We start from the raw sequence: 16328 nt of genomic DNA on the forward strand, positions 1-16328 counted from the left end.
GCCGCTGCTCGCCGCCCTGCCCCCGCGGGGCATGGCCGCGGTCGTCGCGCTCGGCGGCGTCGCCGTTGGGGCGCTCGCTTACGCGCTGGCCCTGCTCCGCCTTGGCGTTGTCACCGCCGCCGATCTGGCGCTCGTGCCGCAGCTGGCGGGGAAGCCCCTCGCTTGGCTGCGCCGATTCCGGCTGCTCCGCTGACGGAGCGCCGTACCCCAAACTGAAGGAGGCGGCTCTGGGCTATGTCCACTCAACCGCAAATAACGGTCGTCGGTCTCGGTACCGGCGACGAAAACCAACTGACCCTCGGCGTCTGGCGCAAGCTCGAAGCTGCCGGCGCGCGAGGCGGGGCGATATTTCTGCGCACCCGGGAGCACCCGATGGTCGCGATGCTGGACCATCACGGCCTTCGCTACGAGACGTTCGACGCGGTCTACGAAGCGCACGAGGGCTTCGACGCCGTCTACGAGCAGATCGCTTCGCAGCTGATCGAGCGGGCCAAAGCCGCGAACAGCGGAGAGGTGCTCTACGCCGTACCCGGCCATCCGATGGTGGCCGAGCGGACCGTACAGCTGCTGCGCGAGCGTTGTCCGGCCGAGGGCGTGCTGCTCACCCTGATGGGCGGCGAGAGCTTCCTGGATCAAGCGTTCCTCCGCCTCGGCTTCGATCCGATTGAAGGGTTTCAGCTCTTGGACGGCACTTCGCTGACGGCGGGCGGGCTCAATCCGCAGCTGCATACGCTGATTGGACAGGTATACGACGTTTACACCGCGTCCGACGTGAAGCTGACGCTGATGGAGCTGTATCCGGACGATTATCCCGTTATCGTCGGCCATGCGCTTGGCGTGGCCGGAGAAGAGCGCGTGCGCGAGGTACCGCTCTATGAGCTGGACCGCGTGGAGGGCTATGGCAATCTGTCCTTGGTCTGGGTACCGCGCACCGACCGCGAGGACGTGCGGAGCCGCACTTTTACACGGCTGCATGAGATCGTGGCGATTCTGCGCAGTCCCGAGGGCTGTCCGTGGGACCGCGAGCAGACGCATCAATCGCTGCGCAAAAACTTGATCGAGGAAGCATATGAAGTGCTGGAAACGATCGACGAGGACGATCCCGACCATATGCGCGAGGAGCTCGGCGATCTGCTGCTGCAAATCATGCTGCATTCGCAGATCGAAGCGGAAGACGGGACGTTTACCGTCTTCGACGTCATCCGCGAGCTCAACGAGAAGCTGGTCCGTCGTCATCCGCACGTCTTCGGGACGGCGCAGGCGGAAAATGCCGACGAGGCGTTGGGCAACTGGCAGCAGATCAAGGAATTGGAGAAGCGGAAGAAGGGGATCGACCCGGACGAACTGCCGCTTCTTTCCGGCGTCCCCCGTGAGCTGCCGGGACTGATGAAGGCGTACAAGCTGCAGAAGAAAGCCGCTTCGGTCGGCTTCGATTGGGGCACCAAGGAAGAAGTGCTGCCCGTCGTCGAGTCCGAGCTGGCCGAAGTGAAAGAGGCGATCGAGCGCTTCGGCAAAGCGGAGCAGCAGGAAGAGCTCGGCGACCTGCTTTTTGCCGTCGTGAATCTGGCGAGGTTTCTCAAGGTGGACCCCGAAGAAGCGATGGCTGACGCCAACCGCAAATTTTTTGAACGGTTTGGGTACATCGAGGCGCAATTGCGTTTAAAGGGTAAATCATTTGACCAAACTGATTTGCAAGAGATGGAATCTTTGTGGCAGGAAGCAAAAAAAGTTCTGAAAAAGTAAGAAGCTTTGCAGGATTTTCCTAACGAACAAAGAATACTTTAGTTCAGCGTCACTTTTAAGAGGAGGATATTAAACTCATGAACAAAACCGATCTTATCAACAACATCGCAGAAAAAAGCGGCTTGACTAAAAAAGACGTGGAATCCGTATTGAACAGCTTCCTTGGCGAAGTTACGGAAGCATTGTCCAACGGTGACAAAGTACAATTGATCGGCTTCGGTACGTTCGAAACCCGCAAACGCTCGGGCCGTACGGGTCGCAACCCGCAAACGGGCAAAGAAATCACCATTCCTGAGTCCAAGGTTCCTGCATTCAAAGCAGGCAACAAGCTTAAAGAAGCGGTGAAGTAATGCGGCTTGACAAGTTTCTTAAGCTTTCCCGCCTGATCAAGCGGCGCACTGTCGCGAAGGACGTGTCCGAACAGGGCCGTGTCTGGATCAACGGCCGGGAAGCGAAACCGAGCAGCGCGGTGAAAGTGGGCGACGAGCTGACCATTCAGTTCGGGCAGAAGCTGGTGACTGTGCGCGTGGAGCTGCTGTCCGAGTCGACCCGCAAGGAAGACGCGGCCAAGATGTATACGCTGCTCAAAGAAGAAATGAATAAACCCGAGCCTTTATTTTAAAGGCCCGCCCGAAGAGACCGGCATTGGCCCGGTCTCTTTTTTAGTCGGCTCCCATGCTCAGGGACGCTTAGACAGCAAGCCCACGAAATTCGGCTTTGTTGGCCGGTAGTTTAGCGCATGTTTCAAGGATGAGCCGTCGCCGGAGTCGGAAAGGCAGCTATATTTCCGACGGCCCTTTACATGAGCTTTCGCGACTTGATCGAAGCTTAGCCGATTTTTCCAGAACTCCGCTTTTTTTGCTCTTCCCCGCCCGGGGTCATGGTTCTAAACCTCGGACGACCTCCATATTTTTAAGTAAACAAGCTTTGTGCGTAAAAATTTTTTGATCATGCGTTAGCGAAGAACGGTGTGATGGCCGGAGAGTTTACGTGCCGCCTTTGAAAACGGGTTATTTCCTTTTGAAAAATTTGTATGAAGACAACCCGTTTTCAAGAGCGGCCGCAGGCCATCAGCACCGTTCGTAGCGATTGCGAGATTCAAATGTTTTTTTCGCCAAAGCGTCCAAGGAGGATGAACCAAGCCATGGTAGAACAGCCGGGGAAGGTGAAACGGCAGGAGATCAAGATGCTCAACCGCAAGCTGCTTGAGGTATCCGGCGTGTTGAATGTGGAGAGCTTCGACAGCGAGGAGTTTTTGCTTGAAACCGAATGCGGATATTTGATGATCAAGGGGCAAAATTTACATATCAAAAACTTGAGCTTGGAGCAAGGTCTCGTTGCCATCGAAGGGTACGTGAACGAGCTGGCCTATGTTGACGCAAACTCCCAAGGGAAAACCAAGGGATTCCTGAGTAAGCTGTTCAAGTGACGCTGCACATCCAGTTCGTCACCTTGGGGATGATGTACGCGGGAGGTCTGGCGCTCGGGGGATTGTATGACGTGTACCGGGTGCTTTCCGGCCAGCTGAAAGTACGGGCATGGCTCCGGGCGGTTCTGGATCTTCTCTATTGGCTCATCGGTACGCTCCTGGTGTTCGCACTGCTGTACGAGAGCAATTGGGGCGAAGTGCGCCCGTTTATATTTCTGGGTCTCGGGATCGGCATTACATTTTACTTTTTGGTGTTTAGCCGGACGATGATTCGGGTAATACGGTTTATGATCCGCGCCGTGCTGGCTGCGATCCGCTTCGGCAAGCGGACGGTTCAGCTGTTGATTATTAAGCCGGCCCGGGTGATGTACCGTATCGTCGTGATCTTTTTGGGATTTTTGGCGGCGACGGCTATATTCCTGTACAAAATTGTGTTACAATTGCTTTATCCTGTGTGGAAATTGCTGTTATGGCTTCTTAAGCCTTTCGGTCGGTGGATCCGTTTTCGCGTTTCCGTCCCCGCATGGGTTCTGAAAACCGGTCAAAGCATCGCGGCATGGCTCCGTCGACTCTTTTGATCGTACGTAGGAGGATTTCAGGTACATGCAGGCAGTCTCGAAAACCAATCCGATGCAACCGCATAACAAAGGCTCCTTTCGCCGACGCCGTTTGGTCATGCTGATGCTGGCTTGTTTTTTGAGTTGGGCTGGTGTCACCCTTTGGAATCAGGTCGATAAAATCAGCGAGCGCAGCCAGAAGCTTAGCGCGGTGAAGCAGAAAGAAGCGGAAGCGCAGCAACTGAACGAAACCTTGCAGCGTGAGATCGCGCGTCTGAACGACCCCGAGTACGTAGAGCAAAAAATTCGCAAAGAGCTGCACTATGTCAAGCAAGGGGAGACGTTGTTTTATGCCCCGAAACCGGCCCAGAAGTAATGCGGCAAAAGATGGGCATAGCCTTGTGTTGACCGTATTTTCTCCGTAAGTTATAATCGGCATAGCTTCAATTTCTCTTTGTTTCTTAACTATTTAAGGGAGGATTAGTTTACTTTATGGCAATTGAAGTGGGCAGCAAGCTGCAAGGAAAAGTGACAGGCATTACTCACTTTGGGGCGTTCGTTGAGCTATCTGAGGGGGTTACCGGCCTTGTGCACATCTCGGAGATTGCGGACAACTATGTCAAGGATGTCAATGATCATCTGAAGCTTAACGATATCGTGACCGTAAAAGTGATTAATGTCGACAAAGACGGCAAAATCGGATTATCGATCAAGCAAGCGGTCGATCGCCCGGTGGATGCCGCTCCGACAAGGCCCGCTCGTTTTGACAGACAAGGCGACCGCGGCGGCTTCGGCCGAGGGGACCGTGGAGGCCGTGGTGGTGGTAGACCTCCCGCCAACAAACATGTCAGCTTCGAAGATAAAATGGCGCGCTTCCTGAAAGACAGCGAGGATCGTATCTCTTCCCTGAAGAAAAATACCGAGGGCAAAAGAGGCGGTCGCGGCGCGCGTCGTGACTAATAAATATACCGGAACCGGATGGGCCGAGGCTCATTCGGTTTTTTTGCCGCTTGACAAGCCCTTCTCAGCTGTTATATACTCATGCTTGTTGCGGCGGCATAGCTCAGCTGGCTAGAGCGTACGGTTCATACCCGTAAGGTCGGGGGTTCGATCCCCTCTGCCGCTATAATCTAAGAGGTAAAGCGAATAAACCTGAAGTCGGGCGGTGAGAATCGTCAGACCGTCAGGTTTTTTGTTTGTCCGTTTTCCGATGGATCGGCGGGAAAGCCATGTCTTTGTCACAAGCGAGGGCGGGCGGGACTTTTTTTGTCGTATCTTTCGGGCGGCCCCGGTGAATCGACAGGTTGTAACGTAAAGGACAAAGGTCCGCTGCGAACAAGTCCCGAACATAAAGTGAAGTGTACGAAAACGCCTTCTTGTGATAACGCTTTCAATTTCAGTTACTTCGCTGGTACAGGGCGATTCGCGGCGGCAACTCATTTTGTCGGAAAAAACTTTGGACCAGCCCCCGCATTCTGACAAACTTTCCGATGGACAGCTTATATACTAAGACCACTAATAGTTTATGGGTGGTGTTATGAAAATATGCAAAAACGTCAAAGTATGAATGCAATGGGAACGGCAGCGTCGGGATGGGTGGTTCGGATCAAGCAAGGCATGATTGCGTTGGTCGTGAAAAACCGGTTGGTGCAGTGGTTCGTCGCCAAGAAATGGTCGATATTGCTGCTGCTGATGGCGTTTTTGCTGGGCCGGGCGATGATTCTCGATCAGCTCGCACCGTTCGCGGTCGCCTTCTTCGCGGTCATGTATTTTTTGCGGCGGGAGCTGCTCTATTGGTCCGGCGTATTCCTGGCCGCGGGCAGTCTGTTCTCCATCGATCCGAAGCATACGGGATATCTGGTTGCGCAGATGCTGGTCTTCTTGTTGATCCAAAAAGGCGTGGAGCGGTTCGAACGGTCCGACATCTCGTATGCTCCGGGGATCGTGTTCGCCGCCACGTTTTTCGTTCAGCTGTTCTCTCATTTGGCCTCTGCGGCGTTAAGCTGGTATACGCTGATGATGACGGGCATCGAATCGACGCTTAGTCTCATTCTGACGCATATCTTCCTGCAGGCGATACCCGTGTTCACTTTAACCCGCAAAAATTACAGTCTGAAAAACGAAGAAGTCATCTGTCTGATCATTCTGCTTGCTTCGGTGATGACGGGGACCGTCGGCTGGCTGATCGGGCCGGTTACGCTGGAGCATGTGATGTCGCGGTACTTGATCCTGTTGTTTGCGCTCGTAGGCGGGGCGCCGCTCGGAGCTTCCGTGGGGGTCATCTCCGGGCTCATTCTAAGCCTCGCGAATGCAAGCGCCATTTATCAGATGAGCTTGCTGGCGTTTGCGGGGATGCTGGCCGGGCTGCTGCGCGAAGGCAATAAAATGGCGGTAGCGCTCGGCATGCTGATCGGCTCTTCCATTCTTTCCTTTTATTTGGGCAATTCGTCGGAGGTGATTCATTCCACGTGGGAGTCGGTGGCCGCGGTGGCGCTGTTCCTGATGACGCCGAAAGGAGTCATTCAGATGCTGGCCAAATACGTGCCGGGAACGCAGGAAAATTTGAAATCGCAGCACGACTACGCCAAACGGGTGCGGGATGTGACCGCGAGCCGCGTCGAGCAATTTTCCGAGGTGTTCAAGCAGCTCTCCCGCAGCTTCAAGCAGGTGACCGTCGATGCACAGCCGGCGCGCAAAGAGGAGGAGATCGGCCATTTCATGAATTCGGTGGCGGAGAAGTCGTGCGCGAACTGCTGGAAGAAGAAGCAGTGCTGGGACGGCAAGTTTTATCAGACTTACAAATTTATGACCGATATGATGACGGAGGTGGAGCTTCGGGAAAATATGTCGCGCAAAGATATCCGGCCGCAGTGGAAGAAGCAGTGCATTAAGCCGGATCAAGTGCTGGAGGTGATGAAGCAGCAGTATCAATTGTACAAGCACGATCAGCATTGGAAGAAGCAGATTGTCGACAGCCGCCAGATCGTAGCCGATCAATTGTCCGGCGTATCGCAGGTAATGGAGGACCTGGCGAAAGAGATCAAACGGGAAGGACAGGAGCTCTTCATGCAGGAAGAGCAGATTCGCAGCGCACTTGAAGAGCTGGGGCTTTCCATACATAGCATTGACGTGATCAGCTTGGACGAAGGCAATGTTGAGATCGAAATCGTTCATCAATATACGAGAGGCTTTGACGAATGCCGCAAAATCATCGCGCCGCTGCTTTCCGAAGTTGTAGGGGAGAACATTGCCGTCAAGAACGAGCAGGCGATGGAGCGGAAGGAAGGCTACAGCACGGTGCTGTTCGGTTCGGCGAAGGAATACGAGGTGGAAACCGGGGTGGCCGGGGCGGCCAAAGGAGGGGATTTGCTTTCGGGAGACAGCTTCAGCACCGTGGAGCTTGGCAACGGCAAGTTTGCGGTCGCTCTGAGCGACGGCATGGGAAATGGCGAGCGGGCCCGGGCGGAGAGCAGCACGGCGCTGTCGATTTTGCAGCAGCTGCTTCAATCCGGCATGGACGAGAAGCTGGCGATCAAATCCGTCAATTCGGTGCTGATGCTGCGCTCGTCGGACGAGATGTTCGCGACGGTCGATGTGGCGCTTGTCGACCTGTATAACGCGCAGACTACCTTTCTGAAGATCGGTTCGACGCCGAGTTTTATTAAAAGGGGGGACGAGGTATTCCCGGTGACGGCCAACAATTTGCCCGTAGGGATTGTGCACGATATCGACGTTGATCTGGTCAGCGTGCCTTTGCGGCATGACGATATTTTGATCATGATGACGGATGGCATTTACGACGCGCCGGGCCATGCAGTGAATAAGGAGCTGTGGATGAAACGGATGATCAGCGAGATCGAGGCGGACAGCCCGCAGGATTTTGCCGACATTTTATTGGAGAGGGTGGTGCGGTATCATCATGGGGATATTTATGACGACATGACGGTGGTCGTGGCGCGGATCTCGAAATTCCAGCCCGAGTGGGCAACGTTCCGTTGGCCCGGCATGCAGCGCGTCGACCGGCCGAAGACGGTCAGCTGAAATAAACCAAACTAAAAAACGTCCTATGTTCCAGGACGTTTTTTAGTTAGTTAAACCTAATATTGTTCTACACAAATCAGGATTTAAAAACTTTTTGATATAATGAGTTTTTTATGTCAAAGCGCTTTAACAGCGTTAAAAAGGCATAGCCAAGTGTAACGCCTATAGTATTTAAAATAATATCATCTACATCCAAGCTTCGATAAAAGAACCCAATTCCAGCGCCAATAATCAATTGGGATAATTCAATACATAATCCGAAAAGAATACCGGAGATTATGATTCTGATAAAAGATTGAATGTGTTGAAATAGCAATGGTGCATAAAATCCAAAAGGAGCACACATAAGAATGTTTCCAGCAATTTGTTTCACAGCAACAAAAGGAGATACAGAGTTTTGCATGATATCAATAATACTTTTAAAAGGCACGAGATTCATATTAGTTTCTATACTGCCCCGTTTGAGGCTTAACAATAGGCTGGATTGCACAGGGATTGGAAAGAGTGTTATTGAAATAACAACCAAGATATGCAAATAAAAAATCAATAGTATACCGTTTCTGACCATATTTTTTTTAGTTCGAATATTATGTAAGGCTGTGAGAATTACTGCAATTACAAGCGATACACCAAGCGGCATTCCAGTTAAAATGATTATTACCTCCTTAGAATTGTGGATCCGTAACTAATCGGAGGAGTATTGTCCGAAAGCGGTTGTATCCGGAATATTATATCTCATATTGGCAACAAATGGAATGTGGTTGCGGGGGATTTTTATAAGCCGACAGGAGTTTGCTGGAAGGCTGTGGAATCCAGTACAATAAGGTAAGTTGGATTCCGAAAGGAGCCTGAAGATGGAAAGAATAAACTTCTATTCGATTAAGTAAAAAAATAAGCTCTCCAGAGGATGCAAATCAGATTATTCAGACCGCTCTCGATTTGAATAACGAAGCGGTTGAGAAATTCGGCATTCTGACGCTGGACTCTCGAAATGTTGTGGCGGCATTCATGTCCTGGCTATCGGCACGTTGAATGCTGTGCTGATGCATCCAAGGGAGGTTTTCAAAGCGGCCATTTTAAACAATGCAGCCAGCATCGTGCTGTTCCATAACCACCCGTCGGGCGATCCGACGCCAAGCGAGGAGGATATCGAAGTCACGCAGAGGATTGTCGAAACCGGCGAGCTGATGCTGATCGAAGTGCTCGACCATATCATTACAGGCGATGGGAAGTATTGCAGCATGGCTGAGCAAGGATTGCTGAACAAGAGCCAGTCTGAACCCGAAAAATGAATCCGATCCGCTTATAGCTTAAGCGGGGTCGGATTTTTTATTTTGGATTGTTCGAAATGTCACACTGGAGGGCAAGTTTAGAATTCTCCCATCTGGAAAAACTGGGTAATAGATAGATGGGAGGATGAGCAGATGAAGCAGATCATACTTATGACCGACGGCTGCTCCAATGTCGGAATCAGCCCGGTCGTCGCGGCGGCCGAAGCGAAAGCGCAAGGGATTATCGTTCACGTCATTGGAGTGCTGGACGCCGGCGAGATCGGCGAGCTGGGCGCTTCCGAGATTGACGAGATTGCCGCAGCGGGCGGCGGCATGAGCCGGACCGTGCAGCCGTCGCAGCTATCGCAAACGATGCAGATGATGACGCGCAAAACGGTTGTCCAGACGATCCAGCAGGTAGTCGGACAAGAGCTGCGCAGCATTCTGGGTCAGACGACGAAGCTGGAGGCTTTGCCGCCGGAGCAGCGGTCCGAAGTGGTGCGGGTCATTGACGATTTGACGGAATCGGCGGATTTGAAGGTTGCTTTGCTGATTGACGCCAGCGCCAGCATGAAGCCGAAGCTGCCCGCCGTCAAGGAAGCAATCTACGATCTTCAGCTCAGCCTGCAATCGCGGATGGGCGGGAGCCTGTTGTCCGTCTTTCATTTTCCGGGTAACGTATCGGGCGATCAGGAGGTCGAGATGGACTTCGGCTGGACCCGCGACCTTGCAAATTTGAACCGGTTGTTTTATAAATTAAACATGAAGGGTACGACGCCGACAGGACCGGCGCTGCTCAAAGTCGTTGAATTTATGAACGTCGCGGCCGATGATACATATAGAAGCAAGCATAATGCAGCGGGGGATCGGCAGACGACCGACAGCCGCATGAGATCAAGCGAGGATGGGATATTCGGTGACTACGTCGTTTAGGCCCGCTTTTCCGGCGGGAACCCTCGTAAACGGCAAATGGAATCATAACGCATACCGTGTGGAGCGGCTGCTTGGCGAAGGAGCCAACGGCAAAGTGTACCTGGTCTCTCGGGGGAAACGGTATTACGCGCTTAAGGTCGGTTTCGACGCCGTGGATCATCAGTCCGAGGTCAATGCGCTGAAGGCGTTGTCCCAATCGTCCACATCGTTTCAGCAGACGTTGATTGATGTCGACGATTTTTCATGGGAAGGCACGGATTATCCTTTCTGCGTCACAAAGTATATCAAAGGAAAGTCCTTGACGGAATACATGAAGCAGTACGGCAGCGATTGGATTCATCTCATCGGCCTGAACCTGCTGCGGAAGCTGTCCGAGCTGCATGCGAGCGGCTTCGTCTTCGGCGACTTGAAGGCCGAGAATATGATCATATCGGGCTACGGCGACGTGGCCTTGATCGATTTCGGCGGCGTCACGGCCAAAGGGCGCGCGGTGAAGCAGTTTACCGAGGTGTATGACCGCGGCTTCTGGAATGCAGGTGCACGGATGGCGGACGATGCGTACGATTTGTTCTCCTTCGCCGTGTTGGTGCTTAACGTGACGGACCGGGAACGCCGGTTTCATTCCGTGAATTCGCTGCTGCCGCAAAACCGCAATGTCGAGTGGCTGCTCGATATGCTGAAGGGCAATGCGCTGCTCGCGCCGTCGGCCCCCGTGCTGCGCAAAGCGCTGACGGGCCGCTACACGAGCTCCAAGCAAGCGCTGGCCGACTGGCGCGCCCGCGGCTCGGCTTACCGTCCCGTGCGCAAGAAGCCGGTCAAAGGGGGCTGGATCAAGCTGTGCTTCGCCGCTTCCTTGTTGATGTTCGGCGCGGCCATTTATTTCGTGTTGCAATAAAATGCAGACAAAGGCAATTCAAGACGGCCCGGATCGGGTAATAGTGAAACGAGAAGGTTCGTTAGACGAGAGGTTGTTCATTCATGGAGACGGCGGAAACACTATCCGTGCAAGTGGAGCGGTTCATACTAGACGAAGCGTTGATCGAACCGGGGGACGGCGTGGTCGTGGCGGTATCGGGCGGACCCGACTCCGTCGGGCTGCTGCACCTCCTTTTTGCGTTATCCGGCCGTTATCGTCTCCGGCTCACCGTCGCGCACGTCAATCACGGCTTCCGGGGTGCCGAAGCCGACCGGGAGGCGGAGCTTGTGAAGTCGCTTGCCGAGCGATGGGGCCTCCCTGTGGAAACGACCTTCATCGATATGCCCCGTATTATAGAAGAAACGGGGCGGAACCCCCAAGCCGCCGCCCGGGACAAGCGGTACGAATTTTTGTTCGATGTGGCGAGGCGAACGGGTTCCCGGCGGATCGCGCTCGCCCACCATGCGGACGATCAGGCGGAGACGGTGCTGATGCGGCTGCTGCGTGGAACAGGGCCTTCGGGATTATCAGGAATTCCGGTGCGCAGAATGGCAGAAAATGGTTTGGAACTCATACGCCCCTTGCTGCGTATATACAAAGCGGACATTATCCGGCACTGTGAAGCGGAAGGGCTTCCGTTTTGTACGGACAGCAGCAATTTGGAGAGAAAGTATGTTCGCAATCAGGTGCGGATGGACGTGCTTCCCTTTTTGGCCCGTTACAACGAACAGCTGCCTGCGGCGTTGAACCGGCTGGCGGAGACAATGGCCGGAGAAGACGATTTTATGAACCGGGAAGTCCGGCGGATCTTCGAGCGGCACGTGACCCGAAAAAACGCCTGTTACAGCTTTTCCGCAAAATGGTTTACGGGGGTACATGTTGCTTTACAAAGGCGGTTGATTAAACTAATATTAAGTTATCTTGCTTCCGACCCGGATTCCATGGATTTCCTGAAAGTCGAACAATTTCGGACGGCTGTTCTGCGTGAACGACCGTCCAATTTTCGATTGGAAATCGGGCAGAACATCGCGCTCAGCAGGGAATATGATCGTATCGCGGTTCATACTATGGTGTTACGACCTCTCCCTTACGCGTACATGCTGCGCGAAGGCCAGACGGAGCTTGCGATTCCCGAGACGGGAGTCCGCCTTACGCTCCGTTCCTTGGACAGCGAAGAGGAGCGCCCCGAATGTACCGATGCCTGGACCGCCTGTTTCGATGCGGAGGAGCTTGCCATGCCTCTCACGGTCCGCAGCCGCCTTCCGGGAGACCGGATGAAGCCGCTCGGACTAAACGGGACGAAAAAGGTAAAAGATATGTTCATCGATGCGAAAGTGCCTCCTACCTTGCGCGAGACGATTCCGATCCTTGCGGACGCCGGCGGCAGCGTGCTTTGGGTACCGGGCGTTCGGCGGTCATCGGCCGCTGCGATCACCGGACGGACGAAGCGAATGCTACATATTCAAGTGGATATTCATGGCAAAGATTTTTATTAAGTGGGAGGACCTCTCTTGCAAAACGACATTCAAGAAGTACTGTACAGCGAGCAGCAAATTCAAGACAAAATCAAAGAAATGGGCGAGCAGATCAGCCGCGATTTCGAAGGACGCAACCCGTTGGTCATCTGCGTACTGAAGGGCGCATTCATCTTTATGGCCGATTTGGTCAAGCAGATTACGATTCCGCTTGAGCTCGATTTTATGGCCGTATCAAGCTACGGCGCATCGACCAAGTCGTCGGGTGTGGTCAAAATTATCAAGGACCTCGATATTTCCGTGGAGGGACGCCACATTCTGATCGTCGAGGACATCATCGACAGCGGCTTGACGCTAAGCTATTTGATCGACGTGCTCGAACGCCGCAACGCCCTTTCCATTACGGTCGCCGCTTTATTCGACAAACCGGCGCGTAGATCTGTAGAGTTGGACGCAGACTATAAAGGCTTCGTGATCCCGGACGCGTTCGTGGTGGGATATGGCTTGGACTATGCGGAGAAATACCGGAACCTGCCGTATGTCGGCGTGCTGAAGCCCGAAGTTTACTCCCAATAGCATTTCTTGAGATGCCAAGACTTGCTGTGGTACAATATACAAAGTTGCCGTTGTTGAGAGGAGGTAGGGGATGAATCGCATTATTCGCAATACAGGCTTTTATCTGCTCATTTTTTTGGTCACCGTCGGAATCGTTCATTTTATCAGCACGCAGAATGAACAGAAAGACACGATCAGCTACGATAAGCTCCGCGTGGCCTTAATCGAAAAGAATGTCGAATCCATCATCGTAAAATACGATGCTCAAACGTATCTGGTTCGGGGGAAATATAAGAACGCTTCTGCGGATAAGAAAAATTTCGAATCTCGTGCGCCTTATGACCCGCAAATCTTCCGTTTGATTGAAAACAGCGACATTCCCCAAGGGAACGTTTACATCGAGAAAATGGAAGGGGACAATGTTTGGATCAGCTTCCTTACCTCCATTATCCCGTTTGTGATCATCTTCATCCTGTTTTTCTTCCTGTTGAATCAGGCGCAGGGTGGCGGCGGAAAAGTCATGAACTTCGGCAAAAGCCGGGCAAGGCTCTATAACGAAGAGAAAAAGCGCGTAACGTTCGAGGACGTTGCCGGAGCCGATGAGGAAAAGCAAGAGCTGGTTGAAGTTGTCGAGTTTTTGAAAGACCCGCGCAAATTCGCAGCCGTAGGCGCCCGCATCCCGAAAGGGGTTCTGTTGGTCGGTCCTCCGGGTACCGGTAAAACGCTGCTTGCCAGAGCCGTAGCCGGTGAAGCCGGTGTACCGTTCTTTAGTATCAGCGGTTCCGATTTCGTGGAAATGTTCGTCGGTGTCGGTGCTTCCCGCGTACGCGATTTGTTCGAGAATGCCAAGAAAAACGCCCCTTGTATCATATTTATAGATGAAATCGATGCTGTCGGCCGTCAGCGCGGCGCCGGATTAGGCGGCGGGCACGACGAGCGCGAGCAGACGCTCAATCAGCTTCTGGTTGAGATGGACGGCTTTGGCGCCAACGAAGGCATTATCATCGTGGCCGCGACGAACCGTCCGGACATTCTGGACCCTGCCTTGCTGCGTCCGGGACGCTTCGACCGTCAAATTACCGTCGACCGTCCGGATGTGAAGGGACGCGAAGCGGTGCTCAAGGTGCATGCGCGCAACAAACCGCTCGCCAAAGATGTGAAGCTGGATCAGCTTTCCCGTTATACAACCGGATTTACCGGTGCGGACCTTGAAAACCTGCTGAATGAAGCGGCGCTCATTGCGGCCCGCCGCAACCGGAAAGACATTTCCATGGATGAGATCGACGAGGCGTTCGATCGCGTGATCGTGGGAACGCAGAAGAAAAGCCGTGTCATCAGCGAGCGGGAGAAGCGCATGGTCGCTTTTCATGAAGCGGGCCATACGATCGTCGGTGTCCATGTGGAGAACGCCGAGATGGTGCATAAAGTGACCATCATTCCGCGCGGCCGCGCGGGCGGATATGTCATGATGCTGCCGAAGGAAGGCGAAGACCGGATGATGCAGACGAAGTCGGAGCTGCTCGATAAGGTAACCGGACTTCTGGCCGGACGCGTATCCGAAGAGCTGTTTATCGGCGAAATCGGGACGGGAGCCTACAGTGACTTCCAACGCGCTACGGGCATCGTGCGCCGCATGATTACCGAATTCGGGATGAGCGACAAGCTCGGACCGATGCAGTTCGGTACGACCCAGGGTCAAGTTTTCTTGGGCCGGGATATCGGTCATGAGCAGAACTATAGCGATGCCATCGCTTACGAGATCGACCAAGAGATGCAATCGATTATGCGCGCCTGCTATGACCGGGCCAAAGAAATTTTGACCAAGTACAGCGACCAAGTGCGCTTGGTTGCCGAAACGTTGATCGAGAAAGAAACACTGGAGAAAGACCAGATTCGCGAGCTGATCGAGACCGGCAAGCTCGGACCCGTCAAAGAAGACGGAGAAGCGAAGCCGGAAGATGTGAAAGTGAACATCCAAGGGCAGCATCAAGAATCCGAAGCCAACAAGCTTGATTTCGAGAAAACCGAGCCGGATGGCGATAAAGAGGAAAACAAATAAAGGTGCAAACAAAACCGGTGCCGCAGAAGCGCCGGTTTTTCCTTTTAGATATAGAATTTATAAGTTGAATTCTATATCGCCAGAAAAGCTTCCACTAAAACATGCATGTATCTTTCACGAAACGGCTTCGATAAGAAGCTTTCCTTTATCTATGCAGGCTAAAAAAGGACGTTTATTGAGAAACTAGCCTTAGGAAAGGGAGCGGATTGGCCCATAATACGAGACCGGTATTTTCCGGTCTTTTTGTACCTATTTCAGCATTGACACCGCACGGTCTGTTGTGTAAATTAAGTGTAAATCTTTAAACACTTTGTGAACATTTTCACCAGTAGTTGCATCGCGTTCCAGAGAGATATGTTTTGGAAACATCAGGGTGGTCATACGAAAAAAAGGATGGTGCGTCATGGAAGCATTAGCGTTGGAGCGTAAAGCGGAACAGCAAAAAGAGCTGAAAGAGCGGATCGCCCAGCTGAAGAAAGAACGGAATGCCATTATACTTGCTCATTATTATCAGCGCGACGAGATTCAAGAGGTAGCCGATTTTCGCGGGGATTCGTTCCTGCTGGCTCAAAAAGCCGCTTCCACCGACGCCGATGTGATCGTCTTCTGCGGCGTGCATTTTATGGGCGAAAGCGCAAAAATATTGGCCCCGAACAAAACGGTTCTCATCCCGGATGAGCGGGCGGGCTGTCCGATGGCCGACATGGTCAATGTCGACGGTCTGCGGGCGTTAAAGAAAAAGCATCCCAATGCTAAAGTCGTGGCCTATATTAATACGTCGGCGGAAGTGAAATCGGAAACCGACATTTGCTGTACGTCGGCCAACGCGATCAAAGTCATCAATTCGGTCGACTCCGATGAAATCATCTGGGTGCCGGATAAAAACCTTGGTGATTACGTTTCCAAATTTACCGATAAGAAAATGATTATTTGGGAAGGATATTGCAACACTCACGACATGCTCACCGTCAAAGATGTTGAAGAGATGAAAGCTCAATATCCGAATGCCCAATTCGTCGTTCATCCCGAATGCCGCCCGGAGGTCGTCAAGCTTGGCGATTTTGTCGGCAGTACAACTGCCATCATCAAATATTGCAGGGAATCCGATTGCCAGGAGTTTATCGTCGGTACGGAAGACGGTACGGGGTATCAGCTCCGGCTCGACAGCCCGAACAAACAGTTCCATTTTGCCACCAAATATTTGGTTTGCCCGAATATGAAGGTAAACAACCTGAAAAAAGTGGTCAAATGTCTGGAGACAAACCAACCTCAAATTTATGTTCCGCCGCAAGTGGCCGACAAAGCCAGAGCATCTTTGGAGCGCATGCTGCAGGTCAAGTAGCATGCGC

At 52.9% G+C, this 16328-nt stretch carries 16 protein-coding genes, 1 tRNA gene and 1 pseudogene; 17 read left to right on the top strand and 1 reads right to left on the bottom strand.

Translation table 11 applies throughout. The features are described from left to right. The 10 genes and pseudogenes from PEH01S_RS27915 to spoIIE form a co-directional block, all read left to right on the top strand. Positions 1-193, top strand: a pseudogene (locus PEH01S_RS27915) (polysaccharide biosynthesis protein); the annotation flags it as partial. A 41-nt stretch (positions 194-234) separates the two neighbouring features. Further along, positions 235-1743: a bifunctional methyltransferase/pyrophosphohydrolase YabN gene (gene yabN / locus PEH01S_RS27920; protein WP_127489410.1), complete on the top strand. Its 1509-nt coding sequence runs from the start codon at positions 235-237 to the stop codon at positions 1741-1743. A gap of 77 nt (positions 1744-1820) precedes the next feature. Continuing rightward, positions 1821-2093: an HU family DNA-binding protein gene (locus PEH01S_RS27925; RefSeq protein WP_010501443.1), complete on the top strand. Its 273-nt coding sequence runs from the start codon at positions 1821-1823 to the stop codon at positions 2091-2093. After that, positions 2093-2365, top strand: a complete 273-nt coding sequence (locus PEH01S_RS27930; RefSeq protein WP_010501445.1) for an RNA-binding S4 domain-containing protein — start codon at positions 2093-2095, stop codon at positions 2363-2365. The genes PEH01S_RS27925 and PEH01S_RS27930 overlap by 1 nt, the downstream gene beginning before the upstream one ends. Before the next feature lie 522 nt (positions 2366-2887). After that, entirely contained in the window at positions 2888-3172 is a 285-nt protein-coding gene (yabP, locus tag PEH01S_RS27935; protein WP_025846843.1) for a sporulation protein YabP, read from the top strand. Next, positions 3169-3750, top strand: a complete 582-nt coding sequence (gene yabQ, locus PEH01S_RS27940; protein WP_025846847.1) for a spore cortex biosynthesis protein YabQ — start codon at positions 3169-3171, stop codon at positions 3748-3750. Before yabP ends, yabQ begins: the two co-directional genes overlap by 4 nt. Positions 3751-3775: 25 nt before the next feature. Further along, positions 3776-4105: an FtsB family cell division protein gene (locus tag PEH01S_RS27945; protein WP_025846848.1), complete on the top strand. Its 330-nt coding sequence runs from the start codon at positions 3776-3778 to the stop codon at positions 4103-4105. Between the two features lie 116 nt (positions 4106-4221). After that, the gene (locus PEH01S_RS27950; RefSeq protein ID WP_025846849.1) at positions 4222-4689 is read left to right on the top strand and encodes a S1 domain-containing RNA-binding protein; all 468 of its coding nucleotides are present in this window, start codon (positions 4222-4224) and stop codon (positions 4687-4689) included. Positions 4690-4781: 92 nt separating this feature from the next. Further along, positions 4782-4855 (top strand) — tRNA-Met (locus PEH01S_RS27955). 419 nt (positions 4856-5274) lie between these two features. Beyond that, positions 5275-7770, top strand: a complete 2496-nt coding sequence (gene spoIIE, locus PEH01S_RS27960; protein ID WP_127489412.1) for a stage II sporulation protein E — start codon at positions 5275-5277, stop codon at positions 7768-7770. A 76-nt stretch (positions 7771-7846) separates the two neighbouring features. Here the strand turns inward: spoIIE and PEH01S_RS27965 are convergent, their stop codons facing one another. Further along, positions 7847-8410, bottom strand: coding sequence for a VanZ family protein (locus tag PEH01S_RS27965; protein WP_127489414.1), 564 nt, complete (start codon positions 8408-8410; stop codon positions 7847-7849). Positions 8411-8813: 403 nt separating this feature from the next. Here PEH01S_RS27965 and PEH01S_RS27970 point away from each other — a divergent pair, with 403 nt between their 5' ends. From PEH01S_RS27970 to nadA, 7 genes are all read left to right on the top strand, one after another. Beyond that, positions 8814-9062, top strand: a complete 249-nt coding sequence (locus PEH01S_RS27970; RefSeq protein WP_127489416.1) for a JAB domain-containing protein — start codon at positions 8814-8816, stop codon at positions 9060-9062. A 132-nt stretch (positions 9063-9194) separates the two neighbouring features. Further along, on the top strand, positions 9195-9974 hold the full coding sequence (locus tag PEH01S_RS27975) for a vWA domain-containing protein (protein ID WP_127489418.1): 780 nt from the start codon (positions 9195-9197) through the stop codon (positions 9972-9974). Further along, positions 9958-10869, top strand: coding sequence for a protein kinase domain-containing protein (locus PEH01S_RS27980; protein ID WP_025846854.1), 912 nt, complete (start codon positions 9958-9960; stop codon positions 10867-10869). The genes PEH01S_RS27975 and PEH01S_RS27980 overlap by 17 nt, the downstream gene beginning before the upstream one ends. A gap of 83 nt (positions 10870-10952) precedes the next feature. Beyond that, positions 10953-12386: a tRNA lysidine(34) synthetase TilS gene (gene tilS, locus PEH01S_RS27985; RefSeq protein ID WP_025846856.1), complete on the top strand. Its 1434-nt coding sequence runs from the start codon at positions 10953-10955 to the stop codon at positions 12384-12386. 15 nt (positions 12387-12401) lie between these two features. Then, complete coding sequence (hpt, locus tag PEH01S_RS27990) at positions 12402-12941, top strand: hypoxanthine phosphoribosyltransferase (protein WP_025846857.1); 540 nt, start codon at positions 12402-12404, stop codon at positions 12939-12941. Positions 12942-13011: 70 nt separating this feature from the next. Then, positions 13012-14979 (top strand): ATP-dependent zinc metalloprotease FtsH, encoded by a 1968-nt coding sequence (ftsH, locus tag PEH01S_RS27995; protein ID WP_025846858.1) that lies wholly within the window; start codon positions 13012-13014, stop codon positions 14977-14979. A gap of 403 nt (positions 14980-15382) precedes the next feature. Beyond that, complete coding sequence (gene nadA, locus PEH01S_RS28000) at positions 15383-16321, top strand: quinolinate synthase NadA (RefSeq protein ID WP_025846859.1); 939 nt, start codon at positions 15383-15385, stop codon at positions 16319-16321. The last annotated feature ends 7 nt before the right edge of the window (positions 16322-16328 follow it).

This window comes from Paenibacillus ehimensis NBRC 15659 (assembly GCF_004000785.1).
In the GTDB taxonomy this organism is placed as follows: domain Bacteria; phylum Bacillota; class Bacilli; order Paenibacillales; family NBRC-103111; genus Paenibacillus_G; species Paenibacillus_G ehimensis.

Excerpts from the sequence above, each read along its gene's own strand:
- yabN (WP_127489410.1), top strand. The coding sequence starts at position 235 with ATGTCCACTCAACCGCAAATAACGGTCGTCGGTCTCGGTACCGGCGAC.
- PEH01S_RS27925 (WP_010501443.1), top strand. The coding sequence starts at position 1,821 with ATGAACAAAACCGATCTTATCAACAACATCGCAGAAAAAAGCGGCTTG.
- PEH01S_RS27930 (WP_010501445.1), top strand. The coding sequence starts at position 2,093 with ATGCGGCTTGACAAGTTTCTTAAGCTTTCCCGCCTGATCAAGCGGCGC.
- yabP (WP_025846843.1), top strand. The coding sequence starts at position 2,888 with ATGGTAGAACAGCCGGGGAAGGTGAAACGGCAGGAGATCAAGATGCTC.
- PEH01S_RS27945 (WP_025846848.1), top strand. The coding sequence starts at position 3,776 with ATGCAGGCAGTCTCGAAAACCAATCCGATGCAACCGCATAACAAAGGC.
- PEH01S_RS27950 (WP_025846849.1), top strand. The coding sequence starts at position 4,222 with ATGGCAATTGAAGTGGGCAGCAAGCTGCAAGGAAAAGTGACAGGCATT.
- spoIIE (WP_127489412.1), top strand. The coding sequence starts at position 5,275 with ATGCAAAAACGTCAAAGTATGAATGCAATGGGAACGGCAGCGTCGGGA.
- PEH01S_RS27965 (WP_127489414.1), bottom strand. The coding sequence starts at position 8,410 with ATGCCGCTTGGTGTATCGCTTGTAATTGCAGTAATTCTCACAGCCTTA.
- PEH01S_RS27970 (WP_127489416.1), top strand. The coding sequence starts at position 8,814 with ATGCATCCAAGGGAGGTTTTCAAAGCGGCCATTTTAAACAATGCAGCC.
- PEH01S_RS27975 (WP_127489418.1), top strand. The coding sequence starts at position 9,195 with ATGAAGCAGATCATACTTATGACCGACGGCTGCTCCAATGTCGGAATC.
- tilS (WP_025846856.1), top strand. The coding sequence starts at position 10,953 with ATGGAGACGGCGGAAACACTATCCGTGCAAGTGGAGCGGTTCATACTA.
- ftsH (WP_025846858.1), top strand. The coding sequence starts at position 13,012 with ATGAATCGCATTATTCGCAATACAGGCTTTTATCTGCTCATTTTTTTG.
- nadA (WP_025846859.1), top strand. The coding sequence starts at position 15,383 with ATGGAAGCATTAGCGTTGGAGCGTAAAGCGGAACAGCAAAAAGAGCTG.